This window comes from Chryseobacterium gambrini (assembly GCF_900156825.1).
Classification (GTDB): domain Bacteria; phylum Bacteroidota; class Bacteroidia; order Flavobacteriales; family Weeksellaceae; genus Chryseobacterium; species Chryseobacterium gambrini.
The window spans coordinates 14,025-33,035 of record NZ_FTOV01000004.1; the positions used below are offsets into that span (position 1 = coordinate 14,025).

At 38.4% G+C, this 19,011-nt stretch carries 14 protein-coding genes; all 14 read left to right on the forward strand.

The annotated features are described in order from the left end of the window. Positions 1–26: 26 nt before the first annotated feature. The 14 genes from BW951_RS09135 (at position 27) to tssD (BW951_RS09200) (ending at position 18,924) form a co-directional block, all read left to right on the forward strand. On the forward strand, positions 27–935 hold the full coding sequence (locus BW951_RS09135) for a PKD domain-containing protein (RefSeq protein WP_076392027.1): 909 nt from the start codon (positions 27–29) through the stop codon (positions 933–935). Between the two features lie 53 nt (positions 936–988). Beyond that, positions 989–3,388 (forward strand): type VI secretion system protein TssR domain-containing protein, encoded by a 2,400-nt coding sequence (gene tssR, locus BW951_RS09140; RefSeq protein ID WP_076392029.1) that lies wholly within the window; start codon positions 989–991, stop codon positions 3,386–3,388. A 93-nt stretch (positions 3,389–3,481) separates the two neighbouring features. Further along, the gene (locus tag BW951_RS09145; RefSeq protein ID WP_076392031.1) at positions 3,482–3,985 is read left to right on the forward strand and encodes a DUF4280 domain-containing protein; all 504 of its coding nucleotides are present in this window, start codon (positions 3,482–3,484) and stop codon (positions 3,983–3,985) included. A 21-nt stretch (positions 3,986–4,006) separates the two neighbouring features. Next, positions 4,007–6,235, forward strand: coding sequence for a M23 family metallopeptidase (locus BW951_RS09150; RefSeq protein WP_076392033.1), 2,229 nt, complete (start codon positions 4,007–4,009; stop codon positions 6,233–6,235). Positions 6,236–6,243: 8 nt separating this feature from the next. Next, on the forward strand, positions 6,244–7,173 hold the full coding sequence (locus tag BW951_RS09155; RefSeq protein WP_076392035.1) for a hypothetical protein: 930 nt from the start codon (positions 6,244–6,246) through the stop codon (positions 7,171–7,173). 266 nt (positions 7,174–7,439) lie between these two features. Further along, positions 7,440–7,967, forward strand: a complete 528-nt coding sequence (locus tag BW951_RS09160) for a hypothetical protein (protein ID WP_076392037.1) — start codon at positions 7,440–7,442, stop codon at positions 7,965–7,967. A 239-nt stretch (positions 7,968–8,206) separates the two neighbouring features. Continuing rightward, complete coding sequence (locus tag BW951_RS09165) at positions 8,207–9,166, forward strand: hypothetical protein (RefSeq protein WP_076392039.1); 960 nt, start codon at positions 8,207–8,209, stop codon at positions 9,164–9,166. Positions 9,167–9,356: 190 nt separating this feature from the next. Continuing rightward, positions 9,357–9,761 (forward strand): type VI secretion system tube protein TssD, encoded by a 405-nt coding sequence (tssD, locus tag BW951_RS09170; RefSeq protein ID WP_076392041.1) that lies wholly within the window; start codon positions 9,357–9,359, stop codon positions 9,759–9,761. Positions 9,762–10,020: 259 nt separating this feature from the next. Continuing rightward, positions 10,021–12,516, forward strand: coding sequence for an ATP-dependent Clp protease ATP-binding subunit (locus BW951_RS09175; protein ID WP_076392043.1), 2,496 nt, complete (start codon positions 10,021–10,023; stop codon positions 12,514–12,516). A 54-nt stretch (positions 12,517–12,570) separates the two neighbouring features. Further along, the gene (locus BW951_RS09180) at positions 12,571–13,443 is read left to right on the forward strand and encodes a lytic transglycosylase domain-containing protein (RefSeq protein ID WP_076392045.1); all 873 of its coding nucleotides are present in this window, start codon (positions 12,571–12,573) and stop codon (positions 13,441–13,443) included. Between the two features lie 34 nt (positions 13,444–13,477). Continuing rightward, a complete protein-coding gene (locus BW951_RS09185; RefSeq protein WP_076392047.1) occupies positions 13,478–15,415 on the forward strand; it encodes a type VI secretion system Vgr family protein in 1,938 nt (645 codons plus the stop codon). 2 nt (positions 15,416–15,417) lie between these two features. After that, the gene (locus BW951_RS09190; RefSeq protein ID WP_076392049.1) at positions 15,418–17,097 is read left to right on the forward strand and encodes a T6SS phospholipase effector Tle1-like catalytic domain-containing protein; all 1,680 of its coding nucleotides are present in this window, start codon (positions 15,418–15,420) and stop codon (positions 17,095–17,097) included. A 58-nt stretch (positions 17,098–17,155) separates the two neighbouring features. Continuing rightward, positions 17,156–18,148 carry a DUF2931 family protein gene (locus tag BW951_RS09195; RefSeq protein ID WP_228427528.1) on the forward strand — a complete coding sequence of 331 codons (993 nt, stop codon included), beginning with the start codon at positions 17,156–17,158 and terminating at the stop codon, positions 18,146–18,148. A 368-nt stretch (positions 18,149–18,516) separates the two neighbouring features. After that, positions 18,517–18,924, forward strand: a complete 408-nt coding sequence (tssD, locus tag BW951_RS09200; protein ID WP_084196398.1) for a type VI secretion system tube protein TssD — start codon at positions 18,517–18,519, stop codon at positions 18,922–18,924. The last annotated feature ends 87 nt before the right edge of the window (positions 18,925–19,011 follow it).

Genomic DNA, 19,011 nt, shown 5'->3' on the forward strand with positions numbered 1-19,011 from the left:
ACACACACATCACACAATCATTAACTATGAATTATTTTCAAAAAAACAAAAAAAACATTATCATCGGTGTTATTGCGACGCTGCTCATTGCAGCACTGGTTGCATTGTGGCTGCAGAAGAAGGTAATACACTCCGCAGATGATATTGTAGGGGTTGTTTATCCCTCTTCCCTGAAAGTAGGAGACACTCTTTTGTTTGAAGATAAAACCCAGTTTGCGAAAACCAAAAAATGGATCTTCGGAGACGGAACTTCAAGCGATAAAAACAGCGGCTTCCACTTTTACAACAGACCGGGATATTATCAGGTAACGTTGATTATTGATAATAAATATTCCAAATCTTTTCCTGTAATGGTTTCCGCAAGATCAATTCCGAAGCCTGTAGATTCTGCAAAAACAAGAACTTTAATCGACGCACAGACTCAGGCAATGCAGTTTGAAAACGTACAGTTCCGTGCGATTTCCGATGCCAAACAGTTTACCTGGAAATTCGGAGAAACCGGAAATATCGATTCCAAAGATAAAATGGCAATCTATTCCTACAAAAAGCCGGGAGATTATGTCGTAACGCTTTACACCGACGAAAGTGCAGAGCCGATTCTTCATCAGATTAAAATTCTTCCCGCTTATGATGCGCTTGAAGAAGAGGTAAGTGTAGAAGACGCCTATGCTAAAATAGATAATGATTTTAAATATCATCTTCAGCAGATTGCCAACGGAAACAGCTTCAATATGCATTACAATTATTTACTGAGAACCTATCTGTGCAACAATGAAAATACAGTCGTAAAAGTTAGTGACAGCAAAGTCAATAATTTTTATATGTACTGTGCAGGACTTCAGTTTGATAAAAACATGGTGATCCAGACCGTGAAAGTGAACTTCGATGATGCGCAGAACTGCGTAACCAAAGTTGATATTAACCAAAGTAAATAATTTCCGTTCAGAATTTTTTTTGAACCACCACACCAATCATTAAATAAATCAGGATGAAAAATACACTTCCTCTAGCAGCATATTATATCGGAGTTTCAGTATTGCTCGTAAGCTGTCAGGTAAAACTGCCGTCGAAAAGAACTCCCGAACCCACCCATTACGGACAGGTTGATAATTCACCGGTCGTCAACGGTTTTCCTAAAAAATCAGTTCCGTGGATTGCCATATCCGACAGATCCCGAAATACCGCATATCTCGATAAAAGCGATGAAAAATCCTATAAAGAAGTTAAATTTCTGGAACCTTTAATGGTGTTAAAAAACCGCGACGGAATGGTAAAAGTAGCAGAGTACATTCCGGATGCGCTCATGAAAAAAGTATCTTCCAAACAGATTAAAACCTACGGCTGGATTCCTGAATCTGATCTTCTTTTATGGAGCAATTCCTTAAAAAGCGAAAAGACAGGCTTTCCGGTAAGAGTAGCCATTGTTCCGAGCAACAGTGAGGTCATCAAAAACTCAGAAAGATATTATAAGAACGATTCCATCATGGTTTTCAATTCGCCAAGTCTTATTGAACAGGCAGATGTGAAAATTCCTAACGGGCAGATCGTATACGTCTACAAACAGGCAGAAAACAACAAAAGATTTCTGGTGGGTAAAAAACCAAACATTGATATCGACAGCATCAGTACAAGTCTGTACGGATGGGTAAGTTCCAACGTAGTTTCCACATGGGGAGAACGTTCTGCTGTTAAAATGAAAAATACAACAGGAATTACCGAAACCACACTGGGAATTCATGAAGGTTCTCCGGGAGGAAACGAAACCGAAAACAGAACCGCCGTTTTATTAACGGATGTAAATAAAAGAACACCGCTTGAAAATATTTTTCCTGTAACATTACCGTTAAATGAACCGCCCGCTCCGGATTCTAAAACAAAGTATTTTACCAATATTTTAGATTACAGCAAAAATTACGTTTTCAATGTATTGGGAGAGCCGATTTATTTCGACCGTTATCGGGAAATTACAGAAAAAAATAAAAAAATAAATATCGTATTTGCTTTAGACATCAGTGCTCCGAATGCACCTTATGCTCCGATTGTGAAATCTTTATTACAGGATTTACAGTTGAGATTCGAGAAACCGTCTTACTTTAATCAGGTAAAATACGGAGTTGTTTTGTACAAAAATAATTCCTGTGGAGACAATGTAGCGGTTTCAAATTTAAGCACAGATTACAGCAAAATCACCACCTTCATCGATCAGAAAAGCAATGAGATGAACTGTGTAAGCAACAGCGGTTATCAGCCGGTAAACGAAGGTTTAATGGCAGCCGGAAACCTTTTGTCTAACGTTCCGGATGAAACCAATATTGTCATAACGGTGGGAACATCGTCCAGTCAGGGCGGAAATATGTACGGAGTCATCAATTCTCTAACGCAGGCTCAGGCGAGACTGATCATGTTCCAGACCAGCGCGAGATCATCCGATACCTACAATGATTTTGTTTTGATGGCAGAAAATGTAGTAACCAATACCGCAAAAAATATTGCTGAACTGAAAAAACAGAAAATTATTAATCAGAATGATGTTTTAACTAAAAATAATTTCAGCCTCATCGAAGGAGACGAAGGCTTTTTCTCACTCGATTATCCGAAGCAGAGTATGGCACAGGGATTTGTAATTTTTCCTAAAAAAGGAGATATCGCGAAGCCGGGTTATCTTAAAAAATCTGTCGACAGCCTGATTGCACAGGTTACTCTTGATAATACGACTTTGGATAAATCTTTAAACGACTATTTCCATTCATCAGTAGGAGCAGGAAGAACGGATGTGGATGTAAAGTACAAATATCTTTATCCGGGACTTACCAATCCCGTTCCGGCAGGAATTGCTGCACAGCTCATCAATTACGGAAATCCGTTTCTGGTGAAAGGCTACATTCCGAAAGAACTGAAAGACTACAAACCGGGATTAGAGAAAGGAATTTTAATTTCCGAAAAAGAATTTGACAATTTAAAACTTTTCTACACCGAAGTTTATCAGAATACAGGAGCGGAACGATCAGATTTTAGCCAGTCCAGAGCGATTAACGAGTACGTGAAACTGCTGAAAAAGTACAATCCAACTCTGAAATTTTTAGATAAAAGTGATCTTTATCAACAGCCGATGTCTTACTCCGTGGGAATAAGCACAGGTTTTGATACTTCTGATGAAGAACTGATGTCGAAATATATGCTGAAAGGCTGGAAAAAATCTAAAATTGTGACCAATGAAACGGTAAAAACCTATTTTAAACATTACAAAGATTTAGCCGACAGAATGTTGTCTCACAGAAATGATCCTGCGGTGAAAATCGAACAGAACGGACAGACTTTCTACTGGCTGAATGAATATTTTATGCCGACCATGATGCCCGTTGAAGAACCGGAATATACTCAACATTAATTCTTTATAAACAGAAAAGCGGAAAATAATTTTCTGCTTTTTTTATTTTTTGATGTAAATTTTTTATCTTTGAATTACCCAAATCACGTAAATATGTCACAGCAATCATCACCTCATGACGGCAAATACTTTGTTGTCCGGAAAGGCAAAGCCCAGTGTAACCAGGGTGATCAGTTCCCGCAGTACAAAGTTACCTCCCATCAGAAACATTTTTGGAACGATTCCGAGGGGAATGCAGATTTTCTTGGCGTTACCGAAGACGATCTTCAGTTCAACCCATCCGGTCCCAGTTTCGGAAAATGTAAACTGAAACCTACTTCAGGAGGTTATTTGCCATGCTCTTATGCACCTGCCGGAAAATGGCAGAAAACATACGACAAAGTAACCATTATGGGTAAAAAGATCGTCACCGAATTTTCTGAACTGCAATGTGTAATCGGAGGTAAAATTACCATCAGAGATCACGGACAGCGTGGAGAAATGAGTAAACAGAATGTGAAAAATGCGGATAACAAAACGGTTCAGCACATCAATCCTTTAGTGAAGATGCAGGATTTTAAAGAAACCGTTCTTGAAAATGAAATTGATGCGTATTAATTAATCCAAAAAAAACGTTCTATGTCTAAACAAGGAGTTTCAAAAATCTCAGGAAACCCAAGTCCGGTGGTTGGCGAAAAAACAACTTACATGGTTACAGACTGGTATCCCGCCACGCCCGCAGAAGAAAGAAATCCTGCTGTGGTTACCTGGGAGCTTTTTAAAAAACGTCCCGACGGAAGTTTTACCACAACAAACATCAAAAAAGTGGGGGACGGAAGTTTTACATTCGGAGAAGTTGCAGCCAAAAATACCTATCGTCTCGAAGCGTATCTTCATCAGCCGGAAGGAAAAGGAAGTACCACCATTGATATTACTCCGCAACCGGGAGAAATTCCAAAGATCAATAAAGTGGAACTGCGCTATGCAGACGATTCTCCGGGAACCGTTTTCAGTTATCAGGAAAAACTTGTTGCCAACGCGCAGTGCGTAAATCTTGCAGGTAAAAAACTGCTGTTTACACTTTGGGAAGATGATGCAGCAGGAGAGGGACATAACTCTAAAAATAAATTTGTAGACAGCAAAGAAGCGGTTGTAAGCAGAACCGGAACGGCAACCGCAGAATTCATACTTACTAAAGCTTTGATGCAGAAAGCTTCACAAGGAGAAAGAGATCCTAAAGAACTGGAATTCTATGTAACGGTAGAATATTACAAAGACAAAAAACACGCAAGTGAAAACAGGGTGATAAAAAATCCTGAATACAAACCGCCTGTTCAGCCGTCTCAGGCTCCGAAATCCACGCCAAAAGCCACCGGTTCACCCGCCGCTTCAAAACCAGATTCTAAAAAAGAAACCAGCGGAGTATTTGATTCCTTCACAGAAACCGTAAGAAATACGTGGAATGAACTTTGGGACTGGGCAGAATCCAAAGGAACGGTAAAACCTGATAAAAAACCCAAGGCTCCCAAACCGGAAGGTAAAACAACGAGTGTGGTAAACGGAGAAACTAAGGATTCATGCCTGTGTAAAGAAACCAAATTGTTTTGGGGGAAACATTTTACCTGTCAGGAACGCAAAAAAATTATTGAAATTTCGCATAGACTTGGCTGTAAACCCGATTATCTTACTTCAGCTATGGCTCTGGAAACAGGAGGTACTTTCAATCCCGCAATCGTCAATAGTTTAGGATACACAGGTTTAATACAGATAGGAACTACGGCGGCAGCGGATATCAACAGGAGGAAAGGAACCAATGTAACTGCCGGAAAAAGCGGAAATCTGAAAAACATGACCAAGCTGGAACAGCTTACATACGTAGAATATTATCTGGAACCCTATAAAGGAAAACTCAATACACTGGCAGATTTTTACCTTGCTATTTTAATGCCTGTAGACTGCGGAAGAGGGAATGAAAGAAATCATGTTGTTTTTGATAAGAACTTACAGCTGGATTATGATAAAAATAATAAAGTTATTAAAAACACAAAATGGGTAAGGCAAAAAGCTTATCAGCAAAATCCTGCATTTTTTAAAGAAGGAAAAAACGAAACAGGAAGAACGTACGTTTGGGAAATAGCGGAAGAAATAGAAAAATGGTACAATAAAGGGGAAGCAAATGCAGAAACGAGCTTTTCATGCCAGAAATCTGCTGCACCTGCAAAAGTAGAACCGCAGAGTGGAAAATGGCATGATCCTGTTGATAATCCAAGACTTACAAAATATAATTATGGCGGAAATGTAAAACCTTCCAGCGGAACATACGGATGGTGCAGAAGAAACAGCAACGGAAGCAAAAAATACCATTCAGGATTTGATTTCTTTGCCATCCCCGGAAAAGATAAAGTTTATGCAACTTTAAAAGGTAACATCCATCAGGTAAGATATTCTGCAACTGCAGGATGGATTGTAAGAGTAAAAATTCAAAATGTGAAAGACCTTTTGGAGCAGGAGAAAAAAGTAGCTTACAAAACACAGTTTACCGATGAGCTAAAAGGAATCAATATAAAAGAGACAGATGATGTCTACTTTATTTATATGCATTTAGACAGTGTTTCGGTAACGGAAGCTGATGCAAACGCCAAAAAAGAAGTGGACGCAGGAACCGTTTTGGGATATGCCGGAGTTTCGGGATCTATCGCAAGCGGAGGAAGAGCACCTCATTTACATCTTGAAGTGGCAACAGTTTTGGATGCATATGGAAAAGGCGAATCGGTAAGAACGAACCCTGCAAGATTTGTAAAACTGAATTCTTACGATACAAAAGATCAGGATGAAGCAGCCAAAACAAGCCATACCTACAAAAAATAAGACTATATATGAAGAACTATTCTAAAAGATTATTACTAATACAGCTTTTGCTGTTTATTTTTATCGGATGCAAAAAATATCAGTCACAGGATCACATCAATACAAAATTTACTGTTGATAAAGAAAATATAAAAGACGATAGCTACAGTTCAAAAAATTTAGATAATCTTTTTACAGCAAAAGGAAATACTTATTTCGAGCCAGATTATACAGGTACTTCTTTTGACGATTATTACGTCAAAAATATTGTCGTAAAAGACCAAAAAGGAAAGAAATCTAATTATCTGCTTTTCTTTGATAACAAAGATATTTTAAAAGATACTTTGAGAATTGCTGATGATGAAATGTATTCTTTAAATGTTATTTTTGATAGCAACCGAAAAGGAATTGCAGTAGGAACTTTCGATGCAAAACAATCTTACTTTAAAATCGAAAAGAATTTTGAATTGGATAAAAATATAAAGCTTAAACCCATTCCCGTTTCTTCAAAAATTGAAAAATGTCCGCTTCCTGTACAATTGCTGTCTGAAGAAAATGTAGGTCTGGAAGAACATTTTACATTTGGAACACAAAATTCAGACACCAAAAAAGAAAGTCAATCTGCACAGACTGTTGTTGATGAATTTTCACAATGGAAAGGAAATTATCAGGCTGACTTTGAAATTTCAAGAACGGATGGAGATTATCAGGTAAAATATGAGGTTAAAATTACAGATAAAAATAATGTTGCCATTACCGAAAAGATTAATGATGAAAGCAATTTAGTTTCAGGAACTTTTATAAATTCTGTATCTGATGATAAAATCGTGATCAAATCCAAAACAGATGATACATTAGAATATATTGTTGCTAAAATTGGCGGAAAATATTATCTCATGGGAAATACCATTTATATGCTTAATCCCCCGAATGACAAATATATTCTGAAGAAAATTTAAAAATAGCAGAGGTTGTGTTTTCACAATCTCTTTTTTTTGGCAAATCTTTTAAACTCATCTCACTTTTGCCGTTAAATATATTTTGAACATATAGTGCTGTCATTTGCTGAATGAATTTCCTTTGGAACGTAGTATTAAAATACCACAGAACTTTTCATCTTAAATCATTGTCTGAATCCTTTTTCAGTTAATTTTAAAACAAAAAATATTATCGGATTAAAATTTATGGTATTTTTGATCTAATAAATACGTCAAAAGTATACCTTATGATTACAAAAAAAATCATTGGAATTTGTTTACTGGCAGGAGTTTTCACCATTTCCTGCTCGAAAAATGAAACAAAGAACAAAACGGCAACAGCAGACTCAATGTCCGTTTCTCAGCCTGTTGAAAAAACGGCAGTTCCTGTTGAGAAAAAAGATTCAGCACAATCTGATGAACAAACAGAAAGTCCGGAAGAAAAAGATACAAAAAAGACCGTCTCCAAAACTTCTGTTGAAGGAAAATTTATCGCAACAACCTGTGAAGGTGCAAGATTTTCAATAGAATTTAAAAATACCGACGGAAATCCAACGTTTAAAATTTTAGATAAAACAAAAGTAATTGCTGCCGGAAATGTCTCTGCAGAAACCGACGAAAAAACAGGAGCGATCACCAATATTATGATGGGAGAAATTGGCGGTGTGTATGAAGGTGACAAAATTGTGATCCAGAATTACGGAAATGCCATGAACGAATTCGAACACTTCACCCAATGCGGCGACAAATATCTGGAATTCACCAGACAGAAATAATCAAAAATTAATGATTGAAATAGAAACAGCATCCATTTTCGGGCGCTGTTTTTTTGTGGTTAAATTTAAAATGGTTTTAAAAAAGGTTGCATTACTGACTCCGTAGAAAAGCTATTGTGAACTTAAAAAGTGATTCGCGTAAAAACTTATGAACCTTGCGTTACATGAAGATCATGACAAAACTATTTTGCTGACTAAAATTTTTCCTCTAACTTAGTTTTAGCCAAAAAACAAAATATATGACCGTTCATTTTATCCTTTCCGGTGAAACGCTGGAAAGTATAGCTGAAGAAATTAATCTCGAAAATCCAAAATACCTTAAAGAATTTCACAATACCCATTGTGCAAGAGAAGATTTTATATATGATGACCTTGTTCCGCGGAAAAAACTTCTCATTCCCGATATTCAAAAAATAAAGGAATACAACAGCCGCAACGATGCCGATTTTAAAGATCCTAAATTAAATCCTGAAATCCCTTTCCATCCTGAAAATCTGGCTAAAATTTATACTGTTGAAAGCCGGGAAACCGAAGAAAATGTGCTTGAAGAAAAAAAGAATGCACTTTCTTACACCGTTTCAGTAAAGTGGATTCGGAAAGAAGACAATGTTCACATTTTTCACCTCTTCAAAAATAATTTTTCGGAAAAATCGGGAAGTATGATGGCAGATCTCGCTTCAGAATCCATCCGTTCGCTGAATCCTGTTGAGGTGAGAACTGATGATAAAGGCAGAATTTTACTGATAGCTTTACCAAAAGAAACATTGGATAATTTTACTAAAATAAAAGAACGTTTAGAAGATCTTTTTCCTGATAAATACGCCAAAATATATCTTGATGAATTCGAACGGATTGTTCTCGATCCTTCACTTTTCCACAGCAGAATGAAGGACGATATTTTCATCAAAAATTATTTTGCCGCCATAAGAAATACTTTTACGAATGGAAAATCTTATCTTACACAGTCAATCGGCGAAGAAAATACAGAAATTCAGATTCAGCAGAAAGTGGAACATTCTGAAGATCATGAAATCGTTCTCCGCCAAAACATAAATCCGCAGGGAAATGAGCTTGATTTCACCGGAAAATATACGCTGCATAAAGATTCCGGATGGGTAAAAGAAATCGGGATTGAATATACTATTTCTCAGTTTGGTGTAAAAAACAATAGTGTTTTTTCTCTTAAAGAATTGCTGTAAGTCATTTATAATAAAGAGAATATTACGGCAGTATTAAATCTACGATCGTAGAATTACGACATCAAATCGTAGAAATACGACAAAATTTCAAATTGATATTTAAAAACTTTCAGAAGAGAAATTGCCGCATTATATTTGTTACACAATCACCGAATCACAAAATAGTAATAACGATTAAAATTTACCTGTCATGGCAGCAAATTCAAGAGGAATCTTAAAATTCAATGGCGGAGAAGGGCAAAAATTACTGAAGCTGAACTACAGCGTTTCAAGATCTACGGATGTTTCCGGAAGAGTAGCTTCAGATCCTTCCAATGCGCTCATCAAAGTAACCGTAGAAGCTACCGAAAAATCAGACATTCTGGAAAGCTTACTGAACGGAAAATACAAACCGACAACCGGCGAAATCACCTTCAACAAATCCCACGAAGAAGGTACATTAATCACACTTTCATGGAACAACGGATACGTGATCCAGCATGAAGTGGAATTCGATGCCGTAGACGAAAACAGCATGCTCATCAGTTTCGTGGTAAGCGCAGAAACCATCGACTACGGAAACTCCAAATACGAAGGTCTTTGGCCATCAAGCTAAACAATTCATTTCATTCGTATTCATACAAAAGACTGTCACGCAAGGCGGTCTTTTTTTACCATTTTTAATTAAATTTTGTTAAAATAATTATTCTAAATCACATTATTAAGACATATTTTTCCGTTTTTGAGAAAAAACAGTTAACTTAGTAAATAATAAAAATTCAGAAGGTTATAGATTCATCCCATAAAAAAATAAGGAAAATCCAAACCCGAAGAACACCAATCACCACACACCAAATATTAATCTGAATAGTACAATGGGAGTATTAGTTACCAATGAGACTGTAAAGCAGCTGTTTCATATAGCACAATCCATCGCGAAGGAAAATTACAATGCAACCTACGGAGCTCCGCACATTTTGCAGGCACTCATGCACAAAGACATCGGGTTGAACGAATTCCTTAAAAGCATCGACAAAGATCCCGGATATTTCTACGAATGGGCAGATGTTCGTATTGAAGATTATCCTAAAACCACCCATCTTCCCAACGAAGCCGGAGAAGATGAAACCGTAGATCGTATTGTGGAAGAAGCAGATGATATCCGTCTGAAATTAGGTCTGGACGAAATTACCCCGATCTGCATTCTAACGGCAATTGTAAAACCTCAGGTCGCTTTTACCTTACAGCAGCTCAAATCCCTTCCTCTCAGAGAACACGAAATTTTTAATTTATACAGAAAAGATACACCTTACGAAAGTTCGGAAAACGGAGAATTTTCTTCAATATTTTCAAAAGGTTCAGATTATTCAGATCAGTCTTTTCCTTCCATAAAAAGCTATTGCACAGACAGAACAGCTCAAGCGAGAAAAGGAGAGCTTGAAAATATCATCGGAAGAGACAAAGAACTCAGAATGCTGGTCGAAATTCTCTGCCGGAGAAGCAAACCCAACGTCATCATTATCGGAGAACCCGGAGTCGGGAAAACCGCTTTGGTAGAAGGTTTTGCCATTGAAATCACCAAAGGAAATGTTCCTGAGATGCTTAAAAACGGAACTTTGCTGGAATTAGACACCGGAGCTTTATTAGCAGGAACCTCTTACAAAGGCGAAATTGAAGACCGTCTGAAAAAAGTCATCAACGAATGTAAAAAGATAGAAAAAGCGATTCTTTTTATTGATGAAATTCATACCCTTTTAGATCCCAAAGGAAGCATCGGAAACGTTGCCAATCTGCTTAAACCTGAACTGGCGAGAGGAGAAATTACCGTCATCGGAGCCACTACTCAGGAAGAATACAGGAAAATTATTGAGCCGGAACAGGCTTTCAACCGACGATTCGAAGTGTTAACGGTAAATGAGCCGGACGAAAAAACCTGCGTTAAAATGATTGACGTTTTACTCGAAGGTTACAAAAAACACCACGGAATTGAAGTAGAGAAAACTGCCCTTCCCGAATGTGTCCGTCTTGCAAAAAGATATGCTAAAGGGAAAAAACTTCCCGATGCAGCCATCGATCTCTTAGACAGAACCATGGCGGCGATTAAAATGCTCGACGAACTTTCAGAAAAAGAATTGGAAAGCTGGAAATTAACCTACGAAAAGCTTCAGAGCGAAGATTATTTCGATGAAAAAGACAAAGCAGACGAACTGATCTGGAATTACAATCTGCTGAGAGACAAAATAAGTCCGATTTTGTGGGGTTCTTTAAGTGAGCAGCCGCAAATCGACAATTCCATGCCGGTGGAACAGATTCAGAAAATTATTGAAGACAGCTACGCCGAACTTTTGCAGCACGCCTCAAAGAAAAGAGAAAAAGTAGACCGTCTGGAACTCGCGGCGGTAATGGCGGCAAAAACAAACATTCCGATCGGGAAAATTCAGGCGCAGGAAAAAGAGAAACTGCTGAATATGGAATCTCTTTTAATGAACCGTGTTGTAGGGCAGGATCATGCTTTAAAAATACTTTCCGACGCAATTGTTGAAAACAGGAGCGGACTCAATAAACCGGGACAGCCGATTGGATCATTCTTCCTTTTGGGACCTACCGGAACAGGAAAGACCGAATTGGCAAAATCGATGGCAGAACTCCTTTTCAACGACGAAAAAGCAATGGTTCGTTTCGATATGTCTGAATTCAAAGAAGAACATTCAGCCGCACTTTTGTACGGTGCGCCTCCCGGATACGTAGGTTACGAAGAAGGAGGGATGCTTGTAAACAAAATAAGACAGCAGCCTTACACTGTGGTGTTATTTGATGAAATTGAAAAAGCCCATCATTCGGTTTTTGATGTGTTTTTACAGATCATGGACGAAGGAAAAGTTCATGATAAACTTGGAAAAGAAGGCGATTTCAGCAATGCCCTGATCTTATTTACCTCAAATATCGGAAGCGAAGAAATCGTAAAACAGTTTGAAGAAGGAAAAATCCCTGAATCAAAATCCCTAATGCAGATCATGTCGAATTCCGGACGTTTCAGACCGGAATTTTTAGCAAGAATTACAGAAATTATTCCTTTTGCGCCAATTACAGAATCCATTGCCGAAAGAATTTTTAATATTCAGTTGAAATCACTTCACAATTCTTTAGCCAGACTGGGAATGAGTCTGAAAATCTCCGGTGAAGCCGTGAAAAATTTAGCATTGGGCGGATTCAGCAGCAAATACGGAGCAAGACAAATCTCAGGAGTGATACGTTCTCAATTGGCAAGACCGATCTCGAAAATGATCGTAAGAGAAGAAGTAAAAGCCGGACAGACCATTCATGTCGACTGGAATTCAGAAGAAGAAAAACTGAGCTGGAACGTAGAATAAGAAAGAATGAAATCGTGAATCAGTTTAAAAAACTTTTCACAAAAGCATAAAACAATGAACCCAAATCTCAAAAATATCTTTCTTACCGCAATGGTATTGCTGTGTTTTAATTTTACGAACGCACAGTTTCTTGCTGCTTCCGATACTTCGGAAAGCAGTGTGAAGAGATATAAAAGTATTATTAATGCCAACAGAGAAATTGTGGATTTTATCGAATATTCTCTGGTTCAGAAAGGTTTGCCGAGGCATTTGAGAAATTTAGCCTTAATAGAATCCCATTTCAACAGAAATATAGCTTCGGGAGCCGGAGCAGTGGGAGTTTGGCAGTTTATGACCGCTCACGCGAATCAATACGGATTAACCGAACAGAACAGAACGGATCTTTACAAAAGCACAAAAACAGCAACAGTTTCCTTAGCCAATCTCTACAAAAAATACAACAACTGGATCACTGTAGTGGCTGCTTACAACTGCGGAGAAGGAAATATTGCCAAAGCCATGACCGCTGCAAACTCTACTCAGTACCATGTTTTTTATAAGTTTTTGCCGGAAGAAACCATCAATCATGTTAAAAAATACCTGAACGCGTGCTACGCAACCGGAGAACTCCAAAATGTTTTGGCAAACTATAATTCCTCAAGAATGAACACCGTTTTCCTCGTAAAAGGAGGAAGCGGAAAAAACAATGTGCAATTGTCAGAAACCGAGATCAATGCAGGATTCAATCTCAACATCATTGCCGATGAACTGGATGTGGAAGTAGACAAACTCCTCTCCTGGAATCCCGGAATCAGCGATGAACTTCAGAAAAAGGGGGAAAGTACATTGTATCTTCCGACCGATCTTATGCCTGATTTTTTATTGAGAAAAACTAAAATTCTTTCAAGATCCATAAAAGAAGGAAATACACCAAATACCGAACACTAAGCGATCATGTTTAACCTACCAAATCACAGGAAATATGAAAACAGAATCACAAAATATACTACAGAATCCTTCCTTCCGCCCATCGCAGAATGCAGACGGAATTTCTCAGAATCATCACACAGGAATCAACCGTCTGGTAAAACTTTCTCTCGTGATCGAAGGAAAAGTGATTAAATACTACAAGCATTTTCAACTTACCCAAAGTACAAAACGCCACCACCAATTCAGCGTGACATTGGCTCATGATGCTTTAGGTGACCGACAGACTCATACCCTCGAAGAAGCCAATAAATTTCTCGGAAAACGTTTAACAGCCGTTATTTCTTACAAAGATATTGAAAGCAGCCCCGAAAGAACCTTTGTCGGAGTCATTACAGGAGTAGGTTTCAGTCAGGAAAAAATGAGCCTTGGAAATATTGTGTTAACAGGTTACAGCCCGACCATTTTACTCGATGGAGCGCCGCATATTCAGAGTTTTGGAGGAAGTTCACCGGTTAATATGGGAATCATTGCCAACGAAGTCATCAAACAGGGGATCGATTCCAGCCGTTTTGATGTTAGAGTGGATACCAACGATTATTCGCAGATTATTTACAGCAGTCAGTACGATGAAACGCATTATAATTATCTGGCAAGAATGGCTGAAGCGTATGGCGAACAGTTTTATTATGACGGCGAAGTATTGCATTTCGGAAAACTTCCGCCTCAGAACAAACCGATCAAATTAACCTACGGGAGCAGCGCCAATGATATTAAGGTTGAATTAAAAGCAGTACACACAAAACCCCAGTTTTACGGTTACAACAGCAGTAAACATGAAAAACTGACTTCGGGTGAAACGCCGGTTCAGCATGTGGGAGATTTGGCAAAAACAGCTTATTCCCACAACGAAAAAATATATAAAACCCCTGCATTACAGGTTGCGCCCATTAAAGCTTCCACTCATCTTGATGTGGAATATTCTCAGAAAAGTGCGGCGGGAAGTGAAGCGGTGAGCGTATTTTCATTTTCAGGAAATACAACCGTTCCTTTTTTGCATCCGGGGTGTGTGGTGGATGTTCAGATGAGAAAATTAGACAGCAACGAATCCGATTATTTTACGAGAATCATGGTGACGGAAGTTACTCATGAAATTGATACGATTGGGCATTATAAAGGAAGTTTTGAAGGAATTGCTTCAGACACCGGATTTTTACCTAAACCCGAATTTAAAATTCCAAAAGCAGAACCGCAGATCGCCACCGTAATTTCCAATACAGATCCGGAAGGACAGGGAAGAGTTCAGGTAAGATTCGACTGGCAAACCAACGATACGACACATTTTATCAGAATGATGAGTCCCGACGCGGGAGGAACCGATCAGGTGAACCAAAACAGAGGATATGTCGCAATTCCCGAAGTGGGAGATCAGGTGATGGTGAATTTCGTTCACAGTCATCCCGACCGACCCTTTGTGATGGGCGGAATGTTTCATGGCGGAATCGGTCTCGGCGGTGGTGTGGACAACAGAGTGAAATCTATCCAGACGAGAAGCGGTCACAGAATTATTTTTACAGAGGATGAAAGCATCGTGATTACTGACAAATCAGGAAATAAAATTCATTTAGACACCACCGGAAGCAACATCACCATTACAGCTCCCGAAACCATGACGTTCAATTGCCGGAACATGAACATCAACGTCGGCGAAAATATGAGCACCAATGTCGGAATGAATAAATCCGACACCATTATGGCAAATCATACCGAAAGCGTAGGTTCTATGAAATATCTTTCTACAGGAGCTGATTTCATGACGAATGTTGTCGGAAAAATGAGTCATTACGTAAAAGGCGATATGGAAGTCTACGGTGAAAAAGAGCATAAATTAACCAGCCTTAAAGGCGTTGAGGTCAACAGTCAGGGTAAAGTGGAACATCATGCAGAAAAAGAAGTTCAGAACAATAGTGGCGAGAAATCTAAAAATCACTAAAAATGAGCATTGAATATTTTGTAGAAGGTAAAGCGGTCACCCGTTTTGATGGAGATTCCAGAACTTTTGCCAAAGAAGGCATCAGTCATAACAGTGCGGCAACCGTAGAACAGAAAGGAAACGGAACGGGAGTAAGCTATAACAAAGCAGAAACCATTAATCCCGATGATAAACCCGTTAATACCATCGATATAAGCCTGAATCTTTTTTTTGACGGAACCCAGAATAACAAAACCAATACCCGGCTTGGCGGAGATTTCAAAGAAGCAAGCAGCGATAAAGACGACAGTTACAACAACGAGTTCACGAACGTCGCCCGTGGTTATGATACAATTGATCCGAATGCACAGAATCAGGTTTCATGGTATATTGAAGGAATCGGAACGGAGGACAGAAAAAGCGACAGCATTTTAAAAGGGGTTGCACAGGGAACCGGAGATACCGGAGTGGTGGCAAAAGTGGCAAAAGGGTGCAAAAGAGGAGCCGAAGCCATCGTGAATAAACTTAAAAATAACACGAAACCCATCCGCGTTCTTACCGTAAATGTATTCGGCTTCAGCAGGGGAGCTGCTGCGGCGAGACATTTTATACATGTTGCAAATTCTCCGGGAATAATTTCTTATGCTTTGGGAAAGGAAACGTTACAGGTTTTTCCTCCCGAATTCATCAATAATGAAACGGTTACAATAAAGGATAAAGATGGCTCCAAGTCGCAGTTCATCATGCGGCACGGATATTTCGGAGCCTGTCTTCTCGCGCAGGATCTGGATGTGAAGGAAATAAAATTCCGTTTTGCAGGACTGTACGATACTGTTGCTTCTTACGGTTTAAACCACAGAGGAGGTTTCGGGATTGATGACGATACAAAACAACTTGGTTTAGACTCCATCGGAGGCGGAAAAGTAAATTTTGTGCTTCAGCTTGCTTCGGATGACGAATACAGAGATAATTTTGATTTAACGAATATCGACAGTACAGGTTTATACGGACTGGAATTTACCCTTCCCGGAGTGCATTCCGATATTGGCGGATCTTATGGAGAAGGAGATGAAACTTCCGTTTTATACTGCGATTCTTACGATCCATATAACAATGTAAACACCCACAAAGAATGTGAAGCGTTTAAAAAAATTGTGGTAGAGGAAGGATGGTATCATGATGAGCAGTTGGAAATTAAATATTTCAGGCAGAAAGATGTAAATTATGACCGATGGTGGAATAAAACCTCTATGTATTACGGTCTCGTGGGAACCAGAAAGTTATCCAATAAATATGACAAAATCCCGCTGAACCAGATGTTTCATTATTCCAAACAGCATGAAGTGATATATCTCGAAGATCTCATCAACGAAAATCATAAAATAACAGATTCCTTTTTAACCGGAATTTACAGTCAGCTTTCTACTTACACCAACGCGTGTAACCAGCTCAGAAATAACTATGTAGAAGATTTTAAAGCAGGAAAAAAACCTTCAGTTGCCAAATACAAACAGGATATCAAAGCGATTTCGTATTTAGGTCACATTCAGGAAGAAGATCTTAAAAAATTAAGAAACGAATATCTTCACTGGTCTGTAAAAGCCAACCAGATCGGTCTGGATGCACGACCCAACGACAATGCCCCGAAAAGAAGAGGTGCATTGGCTGCACAATACCGCAAAAGAAACATACAGAATGGATAAAACGATAAAAATAGTATTTTTTTTAATCCTCCTTTTTCAGAATATAAGTTGCCAGAAAATGAAAGAAGAACAGTTGCCGGAATTTAACGTAGAAATAAGCAGTCCGAATAACAATATGATTGTAACGCCTGTTGAAGATAAAATCATCACTCTGGAAGGTGTTCCTGCGAGTCTGCCTTATGGAAGTTCGTCGGGAACGTGGGGGAATTCAGGGAAAGGCTGGACAGAGCAGTACGGAACTCCCGTCGGAATAGATGTTACTTATTTTTCCAGATATGAAGATACTTTTTATCATCTGAAGGCGGATTTTCCGGTAGAAAAAATTAAAGATTATATGCAGCGTGCGTATGCGCAGCGCGAAGCTTCTTTTTACAATAAACCTCTGGAAGAATATAAAAATTTGGGAAGGAATGAAAAATACAGCAGCGCAGAAAATCCGTACAACAGTTTTACAACGCTTGTTTTTGGTTTTGCTCCAAAAGGAATGGTCGTAGTATGGCTTAGATTCCGAGCCGTTCAGATTGAGTTGGGAAAATTTCAGGCTGAAATGGTAAAAGATGATCAACAGTTGGAGCAGGAGTTTTTCTCGAAACTTTCCGTAACGCGTGAGGAAATGAAAAAGAACAGATTTTTGGATGCGGAATCTAAAGAATGGGAAGACTATAGAAAAAAATACAATTGGAAACCGCAGATTACTTCAGAAAATCCGGCTTATAAACTATTTGAATCCAATATCAGTTATTACAATGCGGAAGAAGAAGTTATTCTCCGTTCGTGGATCGACAAAATTCCTTTAAGAGAAAGAGCGGTTCCGAAAGAGCTGAATTTCACATGGGAAACAGCAAAAGGCGAACAGTTTATCGGTAGAGCTTACTTCAACTGGGAAAGGCTCAACAGCGAGTTTCAAAAAGCGGGAAAAGACTTTCATCTGGATTTTAAAGTAGCAAAAGATAACAGCAGTTTTGATATTTCCATCAACAATCAGCCAGTTAAAGCAGACAGCATAAGAATATTCAGGACAGACAGGGAATTCCACGATTCCTACCAATAAAATAATTATCAGTTCTCAGTTTAGTTTATAGAATTCCGGTGAAAGATTTTTCATCGGAATTCTTGTTTTATTTTCAATTTTTAACCGTTAAGAAATAGTAAAAATATCTTAATTAAATCTTAATATTTCCCTTTTTAGTGTGTAAATTTAGCTAAATTTTCATGTTTTAAAATAGTTTAAATATTTGATTATTAATGTTTTAATTTTAAAAATATTTCTTTAATCGTAGAATTACTACACAAAGTCGTAGAACTACTACAAAAACTGAGATTACTGTTTAATTCCTTTCGGGTTCAGAAAAGGTGCCCTATCTTTGGAATACCAAATCAACCAAATCACAAAATATTAACGATTAAAATTTACGAATCATGGCAGCAAATTCAAGAGGAATCTTAAAATTCAACGGCGGCGAAGGACAAAAATTATTAAAGCTGAACTACAGCGTTTCAAGATCTACAGACGTTTCCGGAAGAGTAGCATCAGATCCTTCCAATGCACTGATTAAAGTTACTGTGGAAGCTACAGAAAAATCCGACATCCTAGAAAGCTTACTTAACGGAAAATATAAACCGACAACCGGCGAAATCACCTTCAACAAATCTCATGAAGAAGGAACTTTAATTACTCTGGGATGGGAAAACGGATATGTAATCCAGCATGAGGTGGATTTCGATGCAGTGGATGAAAACAGTATGCTCATCAGCTTTGTCATCAGCGCAGAAACCATCGACTACGGAAATTCCAAATACGAAGGTTTATGGCCGGGAGCTAAGTAATTCAAAACACAACAATCATCTTAGTAAAAATAAAATTGGTTACAGAATAGCATGGCTCAAAAGAGTAGCTATTCTGTTTTTTCTTTT

Coding starts and splice junctions, on each gene's coding strand:
- BW951_RS09135 (WP_076392027.1), top strand. CDS start 27: ATGAATTATTTTCAAAAAAACAAAAAAAACATTATCATCGGTGTTATT.
- tssR (WP_076392029.1), top strand. CDS start 989: ATGAAAAATACACTTCCTCTAGCAGCATATTATATCGGAGTTTCAGTA.
- BW951_RS09145 (WP_076392031.1), top strand. CDS start 3,482: ATGTCACAGCAATCATCACCTCATGACGGCAAATACTTTGTTGTCCGG.
- BW951_RS09150 (WP_076392033.1), top strand. CDS start 4,007: ATGTCTAAACAAGGAGTTTCAAAAATCTCAGGAAACCCAAGTCCGGTG.
- BW951_RS09155 (WP_076392035.1), top strand. CDS start 6,244: ATGAAGAACTATTCTAAAAGATTATTACTAATACAGCTTTTGCTGTTT.
- BW951_RS09160 (WP_076392037.1), top strand. CDS start 7,440: ATGATTACAAAAAAAATCATTGGAATTTGTTTACTGGCAGGAGTTTTC.
- BW951_RS09165 (WP_076392039.1), top strand. CDS start 8,207: ATGACCGTTCATTTTATCCTTTCCGGTGAAACGCTGGAAAGTATAGCT.
- tssD (WP_076392041.1), top strand. CDS start 9,357: ATGGCAGCAAATTCAAGAGGAATCTTAAAATTCAATGGCGGAGAAGGG.
- BW951_RS09175 (WP_076392043.1), top strand. CDS start 10,021: ATGGGAGTATTAGTTACCAATGAGACTGTAAAGCAGCTGTTTCATATA.
- BW951_RS09180 (WP_076392045.1), top strand. CDS start 12,571: ATGAACCCAAATCTCAAAAATATCTTTCTTACCGCAATGGTATTGCTG.
- BW951_RS09185 (WP_076392047.1), top strand. CDS start 13,478: ATGAAAACAGAATCACAAAATATACTACAGAATCCTTCCTTCCGCCCA.
- BW951_RS09190 (WP_076392049.1), top strand. CDS start 15,418: ATGAGCATTGAATATTTTGTAGAAGGTAAAGCGGTCACCCGTTTTGAT.
- BW951_RS09195 (WP_228427528.1), top strand. CDS start 17,156: ATGAAAGAAGAACAGTTGCCGGAATTTAACGTAGAAATAAGCAGTCCG.
- tssD (WP_084196398.1), top strand. CDS start 18,517: ATGGCAGCAAATTCAAGAGGAATCTTAAAATTCAACGGCGGCGAAGGA.